Source organism: Mucilaginibacter celer (genome assembly GCF_003576455.2).
Taxonomy (GTDB): Bacteria; Bacteroidota; Bacteroidia; order Sphingobacteriales; family Sphingobacteriaceae; genus Mucilaginibacter; species Mucilaginibacter celer.
This window is the reverse complement of record NZ_CP032869.1, coordinates 3681960-3699739: the sequence shown is the minus strand read 5'-3', so window position 1 is coordinate 3699739 and position 17780 is coordinate 3681960. Positions and strand designations below refer to the sequence as shown.

Here is a 17780-nt window from a genome sequence, read left to right as displayed (position 1 = left end):
GTGCCTTATGCAAACATCCCGATCATATTAAGTTATAGGAGTATATTTAAATGCTTTTTTGCTTATGCAAAGCAACTGAAAACCCGGTACAAACCGCCGCAACGCCGGTAAGTATAGCAGGCAAAGGGAAAAAATAAATAAACTCGACAATAGCAAGGCCGGCCAGAAAAATACTCATAAGCACCATCATCGGTTTGGAGAAGATATTGCTCAGTAACCATAACTGCAAAGCTGCAAATAATAATACCAGGATCATGCTGATACCATAACCGTTAAAAAATGCCGCCAGCGTAACGCTCCGGCCCATAAAATCAAAATGTTCGGTTTGCATGCCGATAATTACGGTGCCAACTTTGGGGGTGGGCGGCTCGGTCCAGGTAAGGGCACCCATGGTGTGGCCGATGGTGTGCAGCAGTATAAATATTGCCGCGATGCGTAGTAAAACTTTAGGCTTCATCTGCTACTTGTTTATAAAGGTTAATAATCATGCCCCAACCCTGGTCCATACTTTCAATCACTTTGCTGCCGCCCATTAGTTTTTGCAGATCGTGGTGTTCAAGTATTACGCGGGTTAGGGTTGGGCTTTCTGCAATAAAGTTAACTTTTACTTCGGTTATCAGTTCGGGTACGTACTGAAAATTGCCATCTATTTGCCAGGCGAGAACAAGGGCTTGATAAGGGTCCCAGGCGAGTAAGTAACCTACGTTAACTTCCGAGCCATCCTCGTGCTTTGAAAACCAGCGGCCGTTTTGTTTTTGTTCAAGCACCAATTCGATCATCGGGCATTTGCCTACGTGATGGGTTCTGGGCCACCAGAGGTCAATTTTGCCGGTAAATGCGTTAAAGGCAGTCTCCTGCGAGGCGTTTACCAATACTTCTTTTTTGATTGTTGTAAGCTTAATTGTTTCCATTATTTTCAGTTTTTTGATTGTTCGTCGGCTTCTGCCAGTTTTTTGAAGTTGGCGAGTGCCTCATCCCAAAACTGATCTAAATAATTTCGCATGGCTAAAATTCCCTCCCGGTCAATCTCGCATACGCTGCGGGTACCCTGCCGGGTAATCTGAATCAGCCTGGCCTCTTTTAGTACTTTTAAATGCTGGGATACTGCGGGGCGGCTAACCGTCATGTCGGCAGCTATATGCACTACTGTTAAAGGACCGTTTTGCAGTTTTTCGAATATCTTACGGCGTGTAGGATCACCAAGGGCATTGAATGACAGGTCGGACAGTTTTAAAGCACTCATAAGCAATTTTGTTCGGATATTTTTATTGGTAAGTTTTAACTTACCGTAAGTGTAAACTTACTAATTGTTTTCGAAAATGCAAATGGTATTTTATTTTTTGTGGAGAGAGGCAGGGCTACATCTGCTACACAAGCATTTCTCGTCCCCTCAGGGTCTCTCGACAGAGGACCCTGAGGGGACACGAGGATTACATCAGCTACACCAATGTTTTATTAATTTTTTAAATATGAATTTTTATAATGCATTGTTTATCATTATATTAGAATCTATTAAATATCGTCCTAAATCTTAAAAAAACACACTATGGAACTAAGCGGTCCGCAATGGGTAGGCAGATACCCTACAAGCAAGTCAATAAGCGATTTAACATCGCCGTTTAAAGAAAATTTACAGGCTTTTTATGATGCGCTGATTAAGGCCGGGGCAACGGTTAAAATTTCGGCTACGTTAAGACCCAAACAACGGGCCTTTTTAATGCATACATCGTTTGATATTGCCAAAAAAACAATAAAGCCCCAGGATGCACCTAAACTTGAAGGCGTAGATATTAATTGGGTTCATGCCTCGGCCGACGAATCTGTGAAGGCAGCCCAACAAATGGTGGATGGTTACGGGATTGTTTTTCGTCCGGCGTATCCAACCAAGCATTCAACAGGCACGGCTATCGATATGAATGTAAGCTGGACCGGGGTGTTAAAAATTAAGCTCGCCGATGGCACGGAAAAGGTTATTTCATCAACACCGCGCGATAACAGTAACCATGATTTGCACGTGGCAGCTAATACTTATAATGTACATAAGTTGGTTACCGATGCGCCGCATTGGTCAGATAACGGGCATTGAGTGAAAATACAAAGCGCCGCCACTCCAGGCAGCGCTTTTGTTGGTTAAACTAAAACTGATTTTCACTGAAGGTTAAAAAATAAAGAACGAGGAGTATTTTTAGTTTCTTATTGTCCCGGTGATTTTTATGCGTTGTCTTTTGGTTTCAATGCGTTGTTGATGCGTTCGCAAAGGTCAGTTAAATGAGCCTTTGTGGTGGCATTGGCACCGGCCGAGGCAGCTTTCATTTGTGCTGATAATGTTTTGGCATGCGCTTTTAATATCGAAAGAGCATCATTATCAATACCGGTTGATTGTTTAACGATGTTTGTGATCAAAGCCTCTACATAAATTTTTTGCAGGTCGCGACGGTAAATGCTGATTGTCGTATGGGTTGTGAGCTCAGAAAAAATGCCTTTTTTCAAATCGCCAAGCATTTCGGTAACGCTGTACGCTTTATCGCCATACAGGTGTTCTTCGCTAATCATATTGGTTATGCGTTGTGGGCTGATAAGCTGTAATACAACACCTTTTTGCACCCTGGTAACCAAATTATAATCGGTAGTGCTGCGATCATAAAGTTTACCGTCAATCAGCCAGTAGGGGGTTGTAAAAAGCTGCTCCTGCAAAAATGCCATCGCTCTTTTTTGTTTCGCTTTTTCAACTACTTCAAAAACCGGTCCTGCCTGTTCGGTGGTTTTGGGGGTAGTGTATACACCGCCTATGTTTTTTAATACGTGGCCCATAAAACGCCCGTATTCGGTAACCACTTCGGTGTACATATCAGCTATTTTATCGTAGTTTTCATTAGGCTCTTTTAGCCAGGCGGTTAAGTTGGGTACTACACGTTTCAGGTTTTTGATGCCGTAGGTGCTGGCCAGCATGGCATCATCGCCAAGATCTTCGCTTTGGTCGCGGGGGTCCAGGTTACCTCCTTTGTAAATGTCATTGCTGTAGGCGTCAACCTGACTGCCGTAAAAATATTGCTTACCCGATGCCAGCTTGTCTATCATCCATTTATTGAGGATAGGTTTTTCGTCGTTGGTGGTTTTGGCATCCGGAATCAATTTATAGCCCCATTCAATGGCCCATTTATCATAATCGCCAATGCGCGGGAAAATGCCTTTTTCTGAAATGTTATCCTCGGGTTGGGCTACATAGTTAAAACGGGCGTAATCCATAATGGATGGGGTATGCCCATGCTCCTCAACCCATGCTTTGTTACGCAGGTTGGCAACAGGTACGGTTGATGACGAACCGAAGTTATGCATCAAACCCAAAGTATGCCCAATTTCGTGCGATGATACAAAGCGGATCAGCTGGCCCATCAGTTCATCATCTAATTGCGGCTTGCGTGCCCGCGGATCAATAGCGCCGGCCTGTACAGTGTACCAGTTTTGTACCAAAGTCATTACGCTGTGATACCAGTTGATGTGTGTTTCCAGAATCTCGCCCGTGCGTGGGTCTTTAATGCTCGGACCCATAGCATTAGGTATAGCAGATGGTTTGTAAACCAATACCGAGTGGCGGGCATCATCAATGCTCCAGGTCGAATCGTTAAGCGGGGCATCTTTAGCTACGATGGCGTTTTTAAAACCTGCTTTTTCAAAAGCGGCCTGCCAATCGTTAATGCCCTGTTTAAGGTAAGGAATCCATTTTTTTGGCGTGGCCGGATCAACATAAATAACAATGGGCTTTTGAGGCTCAACCAATTCGCCGCGTTTATACTTATCCATATCTTCGGCCTTTGGCTCCATACGCCAGCGCCATATATAGCTGGTACTTGCCACGCCATGTGGGTTAGCATCAAAATCGATATAGGAGTTGGAGAAGAAACCTATCCTTGGGTCGGCCAAACGGGCTTTCATGGGTACAGCAGGCAGCAACACAATCGAACTGTTAAACTCAAAACTAAAAGGCGGCGGGGTACCGTTAGGTCCCGGTTTTTGGTTATATGTTTTTACCGACCGGATCTCCACATTGGTAGGAAAAGCTTTAGCGTCATCAATGAAACTTCTGTCGGTAGCCATGAAGCCTAAAAAGTTGCGTACAAAAGGTTCGCCGATAGCAAAAATGCTATTGTCCGAGTTGATAAAATCGGTCATGTCAATCACGCTGCTTTTACCTTCCTTATTCAATGCTTTAATGGGGAATGCACCTTGTATAGTTTGGTAATTGCTGTTGATTAACGTGCGGGCCAAACCGTTTTCGGTGGTATCGTTCGAGAATTCGCGGAAGGCAACCGAACGCATTACAATTTTGTCGCCGGGCACTTTTTCAAACTCGATGACTGATTGAGCCGCTTCGTCGCCGGCATAACTCATATAGCCGCCCGGCAGCCTGAAACCTGTTGGCGCTTTATCAATACGCGATACCACGAGGATATCCTTTTTTAACAGTGAATCCGGAATCTCGAACAAATACCTATCGGCAACAAGGTGCAGCGAAAAAAAGCTTTTCAAGGTTTTAGCCGTAGCCGGTACAACTTCTTTGTAGGGCTTAAGTGTAGTGGCCGGTTTGGCGGCCGCCAGTAGCGCTAATGATTTAGCTTTGGCCGTATCAACCGCAGCCGTAGCGTTTTTTGATTTTTTCTGGGCATCGGCAGTGCCAAAAGCCAGCGTAAGCGCGGCAGCGAGCATCAGCGCCCGGCCGGCTTGTTTTTGGTAATTATGCATTAGTTTGATTAGTTTGTCTGTTTCCTGGTAGTAAAAAATTGGGCAAAGCGGTGGCTATGAAGCAGGATAATAAACCTGTTTTAAGGGTAATTATCCTGCAGTTTTATTGCTTGATTTTAAGATATTGCTAAGCCGAAAACGAATGATTTTTAGTTATAACCCGGGTTTTGCACAATGTTTGGATCGGCCTGTATATCAGCCGGTGGGATGGGCATGAGCTGCTTAAAGCTGGCCCATGTAGTGCCTTTGGTTGGCGCAACGGTAGTCATTACATCGTTTAATAGATTGTTACGTTTCAAATCAAACCAGCGGTGGCCCCATTCGGTAAATAGCTCCACTTGTCGTTCGTGCATAATAGCCGTGATCATATCGGCTTGTCCGGATGCTGTTGTTGCACCAAGCCCGGCGCGGGTACGAATGGTATTCAGGTCGGTTGCTGCACCGGTTAGGTTATTTTGCTGCGCCCTGGCCTCGGCGCGGATCAAAAATTGTTCGGCTAAGCGCATTACAATAGGGTATTCAGTTACAGCTATTGTTGAGCTAACCGACGATACTTTGTATTTATTGGCATAGTAATAGGTAACAGCCGGAGTTGCAGGTGTTGTAAATGTACTTACCCAGTTGGTAAAACGGGCATCGTTAGGTTCAAAAGCGTTTTGCAGCTGCGGGCTTATCGGGAATTGAAGAGAAGCCCGGTAATTGGTATTTACAATAAGATAGTAAGCATCTATGGTGTTGAGATACACAAGCGATGTTGGCTGCAAAGCCCAGATAGTTTCACGACTACCCTTCAAAAACACCTGGCTGATGTTTTGCTGCGGAAGTAGGGTATAGGTAGCACTACCTAAAACAGAAGTTGCCTCATCTTCAGCGTTTTTCCAGTCGCGCATGTAAAGGTAAACCCTTGCCAACATGGCGCTTGCGGTTTGTTTGTTGGGGCGCACCCTATCGGTTACTGTAGCTCCATTGGCATCAACATAAATATTATCTGCCAAAGCGGCCTGGGCAGCTTTTAAATCGTTGATAATTTGCTTGTATAAAGCATCCGGTGTGCTGTTACCTATGGTGTTATTGATGGTATAATCGGTAGATAAAGTTAGCGGCGGGGTACCATACAGGTTTAAAGCGTAAAAGAAGATGAAGCCTCTTAAAAACTTTACTTCGCCAAGTAATTGATTTTTCACATTGCCGGTAACGGATGGCGAGTTGCTTATACCATCAATAGCTGTATTGCAAAAATATAGCAGTTTGTAAAATTCGGCCCAAAATGATGGTGCAAGTGCCGGTGAATAGTTGTTGGTATAAAATGGGCCGAAACTTGAAGCGCCACTATTAATATTGGTTAGCTCATCGGCAGCAAGACCCATATTGATACTGATACCGTACTGTCCCTGAAAGAAGGAGCCTTGCGACATGCGTGAATAAATACCTGCCACAACAGATTGCGCCGCACTGTTTGATGAAAAGGCATTACCTGCGTTGGCAGTAACCAATGAAGGGCCTATTTCGATAGCCTTTTTGCAACCGCCTGCTAAAACCAGCATAAGTACGGCAGCACATATATGAATTGATTTTATGTTTAAAAATTTCATGTTTGTTGATATTAAAGTGATGCCTGGATTCCGAAAGTTATCGTTCTTAAAGGTGATAGCCGCTGGTAGTTCTGGATCTCCGGATCCGAAAATTTATACTTGCTGATGGTAGCAAGGTTTTCGCCCAGCATGTAAACTTTAAGTGATCTTAAATGCATCTTAGTGGTCAATTCAACCGGGAACTGGTAACCCAGCGAGGCGTTTTGCAGCCGGATGTACGAGGCATCGCTGTAAAACGCGTCCAGGTTTCTGTTAACGCTCAGTTTAGCTAACAAGGCAGCACTAAATGAGCTCGTGGCACGTTCGTAGGTTGCTACATCGCCGGGTTTGCGCCAGCGGTCTAACAACTGCACCGGTACATTGTAGTTAGCAAAGCCGGGGTAGGTAGCCTGTACAATTTGCCCGAACGGACTTTGCCCCAGTTGTTTTATGCCACGAAACAGGAAGTTAAGCGAAAAGTCTTTGTATGTAAAGGTATTGGTAACCGAGCCGAAGTAATCAGGATTGGTATTCAATAATTTAACCTGGTCGCTTCCATTGGCTGCCGGTGCGGCCACAATAGCGCCGTTGCGGTCATAAAACTGGTAAACGCCGGTTTGAGGATTAACACCCGCATAGCGATTAACAAAAATGGTATTTACCGATTGGTTAAGTTGTTGTTGTATAGCTGTATTAGCATTGGGGAACGACAGTAACGCGTTACGCTGCCTGCTAAAAATAAAAGTTGTTGTCCAGGTAAAACTATTTGAGCGTACGTTTACGGTATTTAAAGTAATATCAAACCCTTTATTCTGTACCCTGGCATTCAAATTTTGGTTTATAGCAGTAAAGCCTGTTGTTGATGATAATGGTACCGATGAAAGGATATTGATTGTTTTGTTTATAAAATAGTTACCATCAATACCTATGCGCCCGTTTAAAAACTGTATTTCGGCCCCGAAATTGGTTTTACGCGTAGTTTCCCAGGTGAGGTATGGGTTGGCCAGGTTAGATGGGTTGATGCCCGGCACGCCCTGGTAAGCATTAGCTGCTGTTACAGTGGTAAAGTTTTGCAGGTAAAGGTAATCGCCTATTTGATCGTTACCGGTTTCGCCATAGCTGGCTTTCAGTTTACCAAAACTGATAAATGGTGCTGCTCGTTTAATAAATTGCTCCGAACTGAATAGCCATGCACCGCCGGCAGCGTAAAAGGTATGGAACTGGCGGTCCTGGCCAAAGCGGCTCGAACCATCGTACCTGCCCGAGATATTGAGGATATATTTATTATCCCAGTTATAATTGGCACGCCCGAAGTAAGCCGCGTATTTATAAGTAAGCGCATTATATCCGGGACCGTTAGGTACAACGCTGGTTCCGGATGCCAGGTTGTTGATCAGTAAATCGTTCGTGTAGCCGTTGGCTATCAGCTGTGTGGCATCGCTCATTTGTTTTTGCAAACTTCCGCCGATTGTAACGCCTAACTGGCCTTTACCGTCGGTGCGGTTATAGTTTACCTGGGGCTCAATACTCCAATAGCTTTTGTTTGCGTAGGTATAGTTTGCCGAGCCTTTGGCACCGGCAGCTATCAGGGCCGGAGTGAAAGAAGCGAGAGTAGTAGCTAAAAACTCGTTATTGCCTTGCTTGTTATAGCCAACAGTGGTTTGTAAGGTAAGGCCTTTTATAATAAGATAGCTGGCCTGCATACTGCTGGTTAAGTTGGTTAAAGCGGTACGGGCTATAAGTTTACTACCCAGTAAAGGGTTGCTGAATGTGTTGTTTTCAAAATTAAGCGAGCCATCCGGTTTATATAAAGCCGGGCTGTTAGGTGCCATACTGAATGCTGAACCCGACAGATCTGCAGTTGGTATATTATTATCGCTGTTGGTGTAACCGCCGCTAAACGTCATGTTAAAACGCTTGTTGCTGCTGCTTGAGTTGAGGTTAAAGCTTAATGATGATACCTGCTCACGGCCGCCTATCAGTTGCTGCACGTTTGATTGCCTGCGGAAGTTACCGCTAACACGATATGAAATGTTAGGCGCACCACCCGATATACTCACCTGGGCATTGGTAGTATGGCCCTGATCACCTAAAAATAATTTCGGGTAGTTAGTATAACGGGTTGTATCCCAGGTGCCGTTAATGTCATAGTCGCCCGGGCCGATAGGTAAATTGTCGTTCTTTTTACCTTCACGGCGTAACTCAAGATATTGTGGTGTATTTAACAGTGGAGTAAGTTTAGGCACTTCGCTAAATCCACTAAAAACGTTAACATCAACCCTGGTATCGCCGCTTTTACCTTTTTTTGTTGTGATTAAAATAACTCCGTTGGCACCTCTTGATCCGTATATGGCCGTAGCATCGGCATCCTTTAAAACGTTAACGCTTTCAATATCCAGGGGATTAATAAGACTTAATGCATCATAGGCCCTGTTGGCCGAACCTAATACGTTTGATTTTTGTGATGAAAAAGCCCCGCCATTATAAGGCACGCCATCAACCACATAAAGAGGATCGGTATTGGTTATCAAACCATTTTGGCCGCGAATGAGCACCGAGTAAGTACTACCCGCCTGGCCTGTAGACTGGCTGATCACCATACCCGGAACAGTGCCCTGCAGTACCGATAATACGTTGCTTACCGGGTAGTTTTCAATTTGTTTGGCGGTTATAGTGGTTTGATCGCCGGTGTTGAAGCGCTTGGTGGTTTGCCCGTAACCGATAACCTGGATCTCATCTAACTGGCCGATATCGGGCTTCATGGTAATGGTGATGCCCTGTTTAAAGTTTTTAACAGGTATTTCCTGCGTAATATAGCCTACATAGCTTATCTGTAGCACCGCATTATCGCCAGGATTAATTAATAGCCCCGTAAATTGCCCCTGCTGGTTGGTGATCCATACGTTGGGTGCATTTTTTAGCCTGACAGAAACTCCGGGCAGGGGATGCCCGGTTTCATCAACTACCTTGCCCGATATAATAACGTTGTCCTGCAAAACAACCATCGCGGGTATTTCCTTACGTTTAACAACAATGCTTTTATCAACAATCAGATAATCAAGCGGCTTGTTCTTAAAGCATTTTTCAAGTACCTCATCAATGGTGGCATTATCAATTTCCACATCAATTTTTGGCAGATTTTTGAGGGTATTGGCTTTATAAAAAAAGGAATAGCCGCTTTGCTTTTCAATTTGTTTAAAAAGGGTTTCAATGCTGATGTTGCTCGCATTAATATTAATGCGCTGGCCGTAAACGGCGGCATTCACCTGCAGGAAACCGATCAATATGAGCAAAGTGGTTAACTTCATCACCAATAGTAATTTTTTTAGGCGCTTATGGGTAATACGCTGCAAACAAGAAGTAGAAAAATACATACTTTTGTACGGTTTTGGGTTTCAGTAAAGTTTGTTTAGTCAGATAAATTAAATGGAGGTTGGCCCAAGCTATTGGCCGGACAGTGTTGCAACCACTTTCCGGTTTTTTTGTGCCATCCGGGCACGGGCGGCCTCGCCGCCACGCGGGTTATAATGAAGTAATTATTTTACGATAATCTTTCTCCCTTCTATTTTAAAGTTAACACCCGAAAACTCAAGTACTTTCAAAGCTTTCGCTAAAGTCATTCCGCGCGAAAAGGTGCCGGTAAAAACATCATCGGCTTCAATTTTGCCTTCATATTCAATATCCACATCATACCAGCGGCTAAGCTGGCGCATTACAGTTTTAATATCGGTATCGTTAAAATGGAATTTGCCGTCTTTCCATGCTGTAACCTCGTCAATATCGTTAGCTTCGCTCACTTTTATCGCCGCGTTGATTTCATTATTGCTGATAGATGATTGCTGGCCAGGCCTGAGCATAGCCGATAAAGCACCTTTGGTGATTTTTACCGAGCCTTCTAACAAGGTGGTGTTGAGTGAAGCCTCGTCCTGGTATCCATTAACATCAAAATGAGTTCCGAGTACTTCTATGTTTTGCCCCGCCGAAACCACATGGAATGGCATTGCTTTGTTTTTAACCACTTCAAAATAAGCCTCGCCGCTTAGTTCAACATCACGCTCCTTGCCATTAAACGCTGTAGGGAATTTTAGTGATGATGCCGCGTTAAGCCAAACCTGTGTACCATCTGGCAGGGTAACATGGTATTGGCCGCCGCGTGGGGTGGTGATGGTATTATAAGTTACTTCGGTTGTGTTTGAGCCTGTCCCCAGTGTTGCCGACAGGTAAGAAAGCATACCGCTGCCGGTTTTCTGCACCACGGTTTTGCCCTGCGTGGCCAGTTTGCCGTTTTTGCTATCATCAAGCACCAGTTTTGAGCCATCGGCCAGCGTAAGGATGGCTTTGTTGCCGCCCGGGGCTATATCATTAAGGGCAAGGGCAGTGGCATTTTGTGCAGAATGCTGCCTGTAATAATAAAACGTAATGCTTATGGATAGCAGCACGGCGGCCGCTATCCATTTTACATAGGTAAGGGTGATGATTTTGTTATTTTGAGCGGGGTATTGTTTAGGTTGGGTTGTGCCGATATAGGTTTGCAGGGCGGCATAGGTATCCTGTTTCATTCCTTTCAGCTCTTTATCGCTTTTCAGGATTTCGGCGCCATTTAATTCATCGTACCAATTTTCAATAAGTACGCGTTCATCGGGCGTAGCAATGCCCAAATTGTACTTCGAAATCAGTTTTTTTAACTCTTGCTCTTCCACAATATGTTGTTTATATCTACATATCCGTTTAAGAAGCTAAAAGTACTATGCGATTTTACAATTTATTTGAAAAAAGTTAATGGTGTAGTAATAAGGGGGTGTAGCAAACTATAAAACCAACCATGGTTATTGGCGAATTATAGTCTTTCAGGCATAAACGCAATCTTCCGTAGGCATTTTGGAGCTGGTTTTTTACTGTTTGTTCGGATAAGTCAAGCTTTTCGGCTATTTCGCGGATTGAAAAATTGTCTTCCTTCTTTAAAAGATAAATCTCTTTCATCCGGCCGGGCATTTTCTCAACCTCTCCGGAGATAACTGCTTCCAGTTCCTGGTTTAATAACAAATTTTCGGAAGACGGATCGAAGGGACTATCGGTAATAACGGCCGATTGCGTATATCTTAAATGAATTTCAGATTTTTCGAACTCCCGTAGCGTTTTATTGCGCAGCGTACCATATAAAAAGGGGAGGATCTCCTGCGCATCGCCAAGCTTATCAAGATTATCCCAAAGTACCATAAAGGCTTCCTGAACTAAATCTTTTGATACATCTTCAGCCTGGGTTTTACGGAATGCGTGGCGGTAAAGCTCGTTCCAATACTCATTAAAAGCAGTTTCAAATACCTGGATCTTTTCTGACCAAACAACAGAAAGCTTATGATGAACACTATCCCGCATTAAAAATCAATTAGTTTTTTAAAGATACGAAAATATTGAAAACAAGCAGCTAACAGTTGTTGATAAGCTGCATTATGCAATTAAGCTTCCATTTAGTCTATCCACAATAGCTGCTTTATTATTGTTTATATAACAATTAATAATGAAGGGTAAGGTTTAGTCTGATTAGTTTGCTTAATGCCGATAAAACGTTTTGTCATATTTATGGCACTGATGTACAGGATGATACTATTTTATCAAATAAAACAATTTAGCATTAAGATTTATTTGCGACCGAAAATTATTTTAATTGTTTTTTGAACAATTAAAATAAAATATTCTATCTTAGATTTTAGTTAGCGCTGCAACCTTGCGATGAATAACTGAAAACGCCAATTATATTAATTTAAACCATATTGAAACCCATTGTGGTTTTGATAAACTGATACAAACCAATTAAGGGAATGTTAGATAACGAAGTACGCTACCTGCTTAATGATATTGCTTTAAACAGCAGCAGGGTTTCCTTTAAAAGGCTGTACATGTTTTATTATGGTAAATTATTCAACCTGGCAAAATCGCTGGTAAAAAATGATGAGCAGGCCGAAGAGATCACCAACGATGTTTTTATGAACCTGTGGGCGCGCAGGGCTTCGTTAACCGAAATCAATAATTTTACTTATTACTGCTACACCTCGGTTAAAAATAAATCGCTTACCTACCTGGCAAAAAATCAGCTTAAAAGTGTGAATATTGATGAAGCTAACATTGATATAGCCGATCAGGCTGCCACCGCCGAGGATAAACTGGCTTGCGAAGATCTCAGCAAAATCATCAACATAACGCTTAGCAAATTATCCGAACCTTGCCGCCTTGTTTTTAAACTGGTAAAGGAAGATGGGTTGAAATACCGTGAAGTGGCCGAGTTGCTTGATATTTCTGTAAAAACCGTTGAATACCACATTGGTAACGCGCTCAAAGCATTGGCTGTTGGGCTGAAAGAATCGCGTAAAACGGTACCCGCCGCATCTGCAGAACCAATCTCAAAAAATATTTAATAAATGATCTACTGCGGGTTTAGCACAGCATAAACCCAGGGTAATCGCTTTTTGAATACGTGGCTCCTATGGTGCCGGAGAGTCTTTATTCATTTGCTATAAACACGGTACCCCTCTGGGGTATTTATATAACTCCGTTAGGAGTTTCGTGTTTATTGCAATGTTTCAGGAACTATGAATGGCTCCATAGGAGCCTCGTGTAATCCGATTTGTTTTAAAAGCGATTTCCCTGCAGCGTAAACCCGTGGTTGGTCATGAAAATTTTCAGAATTAATTCTGAACAGGAGTTTAAACGGCACTCGGGTCAGAGACCCGAACTGTTTTACACCACGGGTTACGCTGCGCTAAACCCGCGGCAGTGATATCGTTTAAAAAAAAATATTTTATCCTCCCACCAGGGTATCCCAATTATTTATAGTCTTTATAAATAGAACCGTAAATAATGATCAACAACATCTGGATACTTATTGGCAAAAAGTTAAATGGTGAAGCTTCGCCCGAAGAGTTACTTGAGCTTGAGCAACTGTTACAACAACAGGACGGTGCCGATCTGTACCCGATAAATCAGTTAGAGGAACTCTGGAAAAATAACCAGCAAAACGCCGGCGACGAAAAACTGCTGAGCAAATGGGATGCTTTTGAAGCTCAACTTGATGTTATTGAAGCGCAGGAAGCAGAAGAAGCTGCGCAGGTTATCGCCATAAAAACAAAACAAAAAAGGGCGCGCATCATTAAGCTCGGCTCATTATTAGCTGCCGCCTGTTTGATACTGGGCGTTTTTTGGTTCACCCGAAAAGAAACTATTTCATCTGCCAAACCCAATGAAGTTTTAGCACCAAAAAACGGCATCAGCAAAATTCAACTGCCTGATGGCAGTCATGTTTGGCTCAATATGGGCAGCAAACTTACTTACGCCAATGATTTTGGTAGCGATGAGCGCAGGGTTTCGCTTACCGGTGAGGCTTTTTTTGACGTGGTTAAAGATCCGCAGCACCCTTTCGTGGTTACCACGCAAACTATCAGCATCAGGGTATTGGGCACCAAATTCAATGTGCGTTCGTACAATAATGATAAAACATCAGAGGCCGCATTGGTACGGGGAAAGATAGAACTTACTGTTTTAAAAAATCCGGAGAAAAAGATCATCCTCAATCCATCCGAGAAACTAATAGTGATCAATAACCAGGATCAGCAGCAAAAAAACGGGAACGCCTCATCGCCGGCTCTTGATGAAACCCCGCTGATAGCCTTGAGCCGCATTCATCAGGCCAAAAAAGATACCCTGCCATCCGAGGCATTGTGGCTTGAAAACAAGCTGGCTTTTGATGCCGAGGATTTTGAAACCATTGCCCAAAAAATGGAGCGCCGCTATAATGTGAACATTGTTTTTGAAAATGAGGAAGTGAAGAAACTCCGTTTTACCGGCAAGTTTGAGACCGAACCGATTAACAAGGCTTTGCTGTACCTGCAGCGCACGGCTCCGTTCCGCTTTAAAATTGATAATACTAACCAAATAATAATTTACTGATTAATAAACCTTTAAAAAATGAGAGATGCCTATGCGTAAATAAGTATTCAACCAGTAAACCATAAAAAAATGGAGAGATGTTCCCGCATCCCCCCATTATAATGTGGTATAGCTTAACTACCAGTCCTTCTATAAACCAAATAGTTAAATAACCTTAATGCTAAATTATGAAAAAAAATGCACACCGCGGTAACCCGCCGCGGCTGAACCAATTTTTGAAAGTACTTCTTATGTTTAAATTTATCTGTATCCTGGTACTCGTCTCCTCGTTGCAGGCGTTTTCAAAAGGGTATGGTCAGACTAAAATCAACGTTAATTTCCAAAACATATCGCTAAAAAAGGCGTTGAAGGAAATTGAAAAAAAGTCTGATTACCGCTTTTTGTATAACGACGACATGCTGTTGAAAAACGACATGCCCGCCAGTTTAAATACAAAAGATGCATCGCTTGAGGAAGTGATGAACATTGTACTTAATAAAACAAACCTGAGCTATACCCTGAGCGATAACAACCTGGTTATACTTACCGAAAAAGGTAAAGCTATAGCTCCCGGCACCATCAACGGTAAAGTAACCGATGATGGAGGCCTGCCTATGCCCGGTGTTACCGTAAAAGTGAAAGGCACCAATATAAGTACCCAAACTGATACGCAGGGCCGCTATACTTTAAATATTCCGGATGCTAATACTGCTGATGCAGTATTGGTATTCTCGTTTATTGGCTATACCTCGCAGGAGGTGCCGGTAAGTGGCGGTTCGCTGATCAATGTACAGCTTAAAGCAGCCTCCAACTCATTGAATGAGGTTATTGTGGTTGGATACGGTACACAGAAAAAAGAAAACCTCACCGGCTCGGTAGCCGTAGTGAATGTTAAAGATGCCAACAAACGTGTAACGCCCGATGTTGCCCGCGCCTTGCAAGGCCAGGTTGCCGGTGTGCAGGTGAATGGTTCGGGTGTGCCGGGTGAAGGTGTCTCTATCCGGATTCGTGGTGTAAGCTCGCTTATTAACAATAACCCGCTTTATATTATTGATGGCGTGCCTACTATGGAGCCATTTGATTTCCCTACTACCGATATAGAAAGTATGCAGGTGATTAAAGATGCTTCGGCGGGTGCTATTTATGGTTTCCGTGGAGCTAATGGCGTGGTGATCATCACTACCAAAAAAGGGAAAAACGGTGCCATGAAAATCAATTACAATGGCTACGCAGGCTTTCAGAAAAACCCTAAAATGCTGTCGGTTACTGATAGGGTAGGCTATCAAAAAATAGCAAACGCGGCCGAAACCAATGCGGGGTTATCTCTTGCGCCGGGTAATGACCCCTCATCAAGCAAATTCATCAGCAATGTAAATACCGATTGGCAGCGCTCGGCCTTTAAAACTGGTTACACCCAAAGTCATGATCTGGGTTTATCGGGCGGTAATGAGAACATGAGCTATAATGTAGCTTTCGATTATTTCAATCAATCAGGTACAACCGTATCCGGCCCGTCATATACCCGTTATAACCTGAGCGGTAATATCCAGGGTAAAAAAGGCATCGTATCATTCGGCAGCAAGTTTGCTTATACCGAGGGCGATTATAATAACCTTGCTTACCCGCACCTGCATGGTACCGGCAATCAGATAGTTGATTTGGTTACCGCTATCCCGACTATGCCTATTTATGATGCCAACCGTGTTGGCGGCTACGGCGGTGTTGATCAGAATACACAACGTGCAATCTCATTGAACATCATCGGTGTAAATAATATATTGAACAGCACCGGGCAACGTAACCGTATGCTGGCTTCGGCCTGGATGGAGATTGAGTTTATCAAAAACCTGAAATACCGTTTAAACGCCAGCTATGATCGTAACGATTTCAAAAACACTTACTTTGATCCGATCTATGACCTGGGCTGGTTTTATCCCAACACATCAGCTTATTACAGCGATGCGCGCGGCAACTATTACACCGCCCTTATCGAAAATACCTTAAGCTACAAATTTGATGTTAACAAGCATCACGTAGAATTGCTGGCAGGTACCGCTTATCAAAAAGATAAAAATGATAACCTTACCGGCATAGCCTACAATTTGCCGCAGCCATACCTGTTCTCGTTTGATAACGTGAGCAATACTACCGATAAAACCGTTTTCGGTAACAGCAACGAGCGCAAGTTTTACTCGCCGATATTTGGCCGCGTAAACTATAATTATGACGACCGTTACCTGTTAACCGCCAACTATCGCCGCGATGGTACATCGCAACTGCCTGTATACAACCGCTTCGGTAATTTTGCCGGTATATCGGTAGGCTGGAACATCGCCAAAGAAAAATTCCTCCACCTGCCCGAAACCATCAGCCAGTTAAAACTGAAAGCAGGTTATGGCACATTGGGTAACGTAAACGCATTGGCGTTTTACCCTTACCAGGCCGTAGTAAACGGCAATGCCAGCTATGTATTCGGCAACACCCTTGCACCGGGAGCTACTCAAACCCAGGTGTTTGACCAAACCAATAAATGGGAGCAGAAACGCACCACCAACGTGGGTATCGATTTGAGTTTGTTTCACGATCAGTTAAGCTTCTCGTCCGAGTATTATGTGAATAAGATCAAGGGGATCCTTTTATCAGTGCCTATCCCAATTTCGGTAGGTGCCATCAATACACCTTTGGTTAATGCGGCTTCGTTCACTAACAGGGGTATTGAGTTTACGGTAACTTACCGCAGCAGGGATACCGGTCCGTTTAATTATACCATCAGCGCCAATGCATCAACAGTAAAAAACAAAGTAACCTCGTTAGGTAACGGCGGCAACCCAATTTACGGCGCGTACAGCAAAACGGCGGTCGGCGGCGAGGTTGGCCAGTTATACGCCTTTAAGACTGAAGGGATCTTTAAAGATGCTGCCGATGTAGCAGCCCATGCTACCCAAACAGGTGCAGCCCCCGGCGATGTTAAGTTTGTAGATACCGATCATAACGGCATCATCAATGATAATGATCGCGTTTACCTCGGCTCGGCCATCCCTAAGTTGTATTACGGTTTTAACTTCAGCGCCAACTATAAAAGCTTCGATGCATCGATATTTATCCAGGGCAACTACGGCAGTAAAATAGCCAATGGTGTTTATCAATCATTAATGACGGGCCAGTACACCAATGCCAGCACCGATGAACTGAACTACTGGACGCCGACCAACACGAACACCAATGTACCTCGCCCAATAATTGGTGATCCAAATGCCAATAACCGCAACTCGGACAGGTTTATTCAAAGCGGATCATACGCCCGTTTGCAAACCGCGCAGCTGGGTTACAGTCTGCCTTCAAACCTGCTTAACCGTACCAAAGTAATCAGGAGTTTGAGGGTGTACCTATCCGGCCAAAACCTGTACACCATTACCAAATACAAAGGTTTCGACCCCGATTTTATTAACGATGGTACCATTAACCGCGGCTTTGATTACGGTTCGTTCCCTAACCCGCGCATCTTATTGGTAGGCTTACAAGTAGGATTATAAAACTGATTAACGATTT

At 43.7% G+C, this 17780-nt stretch carries 12 protein-coding genes; 4 read left to right on the top strand and 8 right to left on the bottom strand.

The features are described 5' to 3' along the window. Positions 1-46: 46 nt before the first annotated feature. Genes HYN43_RS14775 through HYN43_RS14765 form a run of 3 tightly spaced genes read right to left on the bottom strand, consistent with a single transcriptional unit; the run spans position 47 to position 1243 of the window. Positions 47-457, bottom strand: a complete 411-nt coding sequence (locus HYN43_RS14775) for an LIC_13387 family protein (protein WP_119410083.1) — start codon at positions 455-457, stop codon at positions 47-49. Next, positions 447-911 (bottom strand): SRPBCC family protein, encoded by a 465-nt coding sequence (locus HYN43_RS14770; RefSeq protein ID WP_119410082.1) that lies wholly within the window; start codon positions 909-911, stop codon positions 447-449. Before HYN43_RS14770 ends, HYN43_RS14775 begins: the two co-directional genes overlap by 11 nt. 5 nt (positions 912-916) lie before the next feature. After that, on the bottom strand, positions 917-1243 hold the full coding sequence (locus tag HYN43_RS14765; protein WP_119410081.1) for an ArsR/SmtB family transcription factor: 327 nt from the start codon (positions 1241-1243) through the stop codon (positions 917-919). Positions 1244-1546: 303 nt separating this feature from the next. Between HYN43_RS14765 and HYN43_RS14760 the strand changes: the two genes are divergently transcribed. Beyond that, positions 1547-2086 carry a peptidoglycan-binding domain-containing protein gene (locus HYN43_RS14760; protein WP_119410080.1) on the top strand — a complete coding sequence of 180 codons (540 nt, stop codon included), beginning with the start codon at positions 1547-1549 and terminating at the stop codon, positions 2084-2086. A 125-nt stretch (positions 2087-2211) separates the two neighbouring features. On the opposite strand, the gene HYN43_RS14755 is transcribed toward HYN43_RS14760, so the two are convergent. From HYN43_RS14755 to HYN43_RS14735, 5 genes are all read right to left on the bottom strand, one after another. Next, a complete protein-coding gene (locus HYN43_RS14755; RefSeq protein WP_205589777.1) occupies positions 2212-4740 on the bottom strand; it encodes a zinc-dependent metalloprotease in 2529 nt (842 codons plus the stop codon). A 149-nt stretch (positions 4741-4889) separates the two neighbouring features. Beyond that, complete coding sequence (locus HYN43_RS14750; protein ID WP_119410079.1) at positions 4890-6332, bottom strand: RagB/SusD family nutrient uptake outer membrane protein; 1443 nt, start codon at positions 6330-6332, stop codon at positions 4890-4892. Positions 6333-6343: 11 nt separating this feature from the next. Next, on the bottom strand, positions 6344-9619 hold the full coding sequence (locus tag HYN43_RS14745) for a SusC/RagA family TonB-linked outer membrane protein (protein WP_162996490.1): 3276 nt from the start codon (positions 9617-9619) through the stop codon (positions 6344-6346). A 228-nt stretch (positions 9620-9847) separates the two neighbouring features. After that, positions 9848-11011: a FecR family protein gene (locus tag HYN43_RS14740; protein ID WP_119410077.1), complete on the bottom strand. Its 1164-nt coding sequence runs from the start codon at positions 11009-11011 to the stop codon at positions 9848-9850. 76 nt (positions 11012-11087) lie between these two features. Continuing rightward, positions 11088-11687, bottom strand: a complete 600-nt coding sequence (locus HYN43_RS14735; RefSeq protein ID WP_119410076.1) for an RNA polymerase sigma factor — start codon at positions 11685-11687, stop codon at positions 11088-11090. A 443-nt stretch (positions 11688-12130) separates the two neighbouring features. Between HYN43_RS14735 and HYN43_RS14730 the strand changes: the two genes are divergently transcribed. From HYN43_RS14730 to HYN43_RS14720, 3 genes are all read left to right on the top strand, one after another. Beyond that, complete coding sequence (locus tag HYN43_RS14730; protein WP_119410075.1) at positions 12131-12724, top strand: RNA polymerase sigma-70 factor; 594 nt, start codon at positions 12131-12133, stop codon at positions 12722-12724. A 442-nt stretch (positions 12725-13166) separates the two neighbouring features. Then, positions 13167-14252, top strand: a complete 1086-nt coding sequence (locus tag HYN43_RS14725; protein ID WP_119410074.1) for a FecR family protein — start codon at positions 13167-13169, stop codon at positions 14250-14252. Positions 14253-14419: 167 nt separating this feature from the next. After that, the gene (locus tag HYN43_RS14720) at positions 14420-17764 is read left to right on the top strand and encodes a TonB-dependent receptor (RefSeq protein ID WP_119410073.1); all 3345 of its coding nucleotides are present in this window, start codon (positions 14420-14422) and stop codon (positions 17762-17764) included. Positions 17765-17780: the final 16 nt, after the last annotated feature.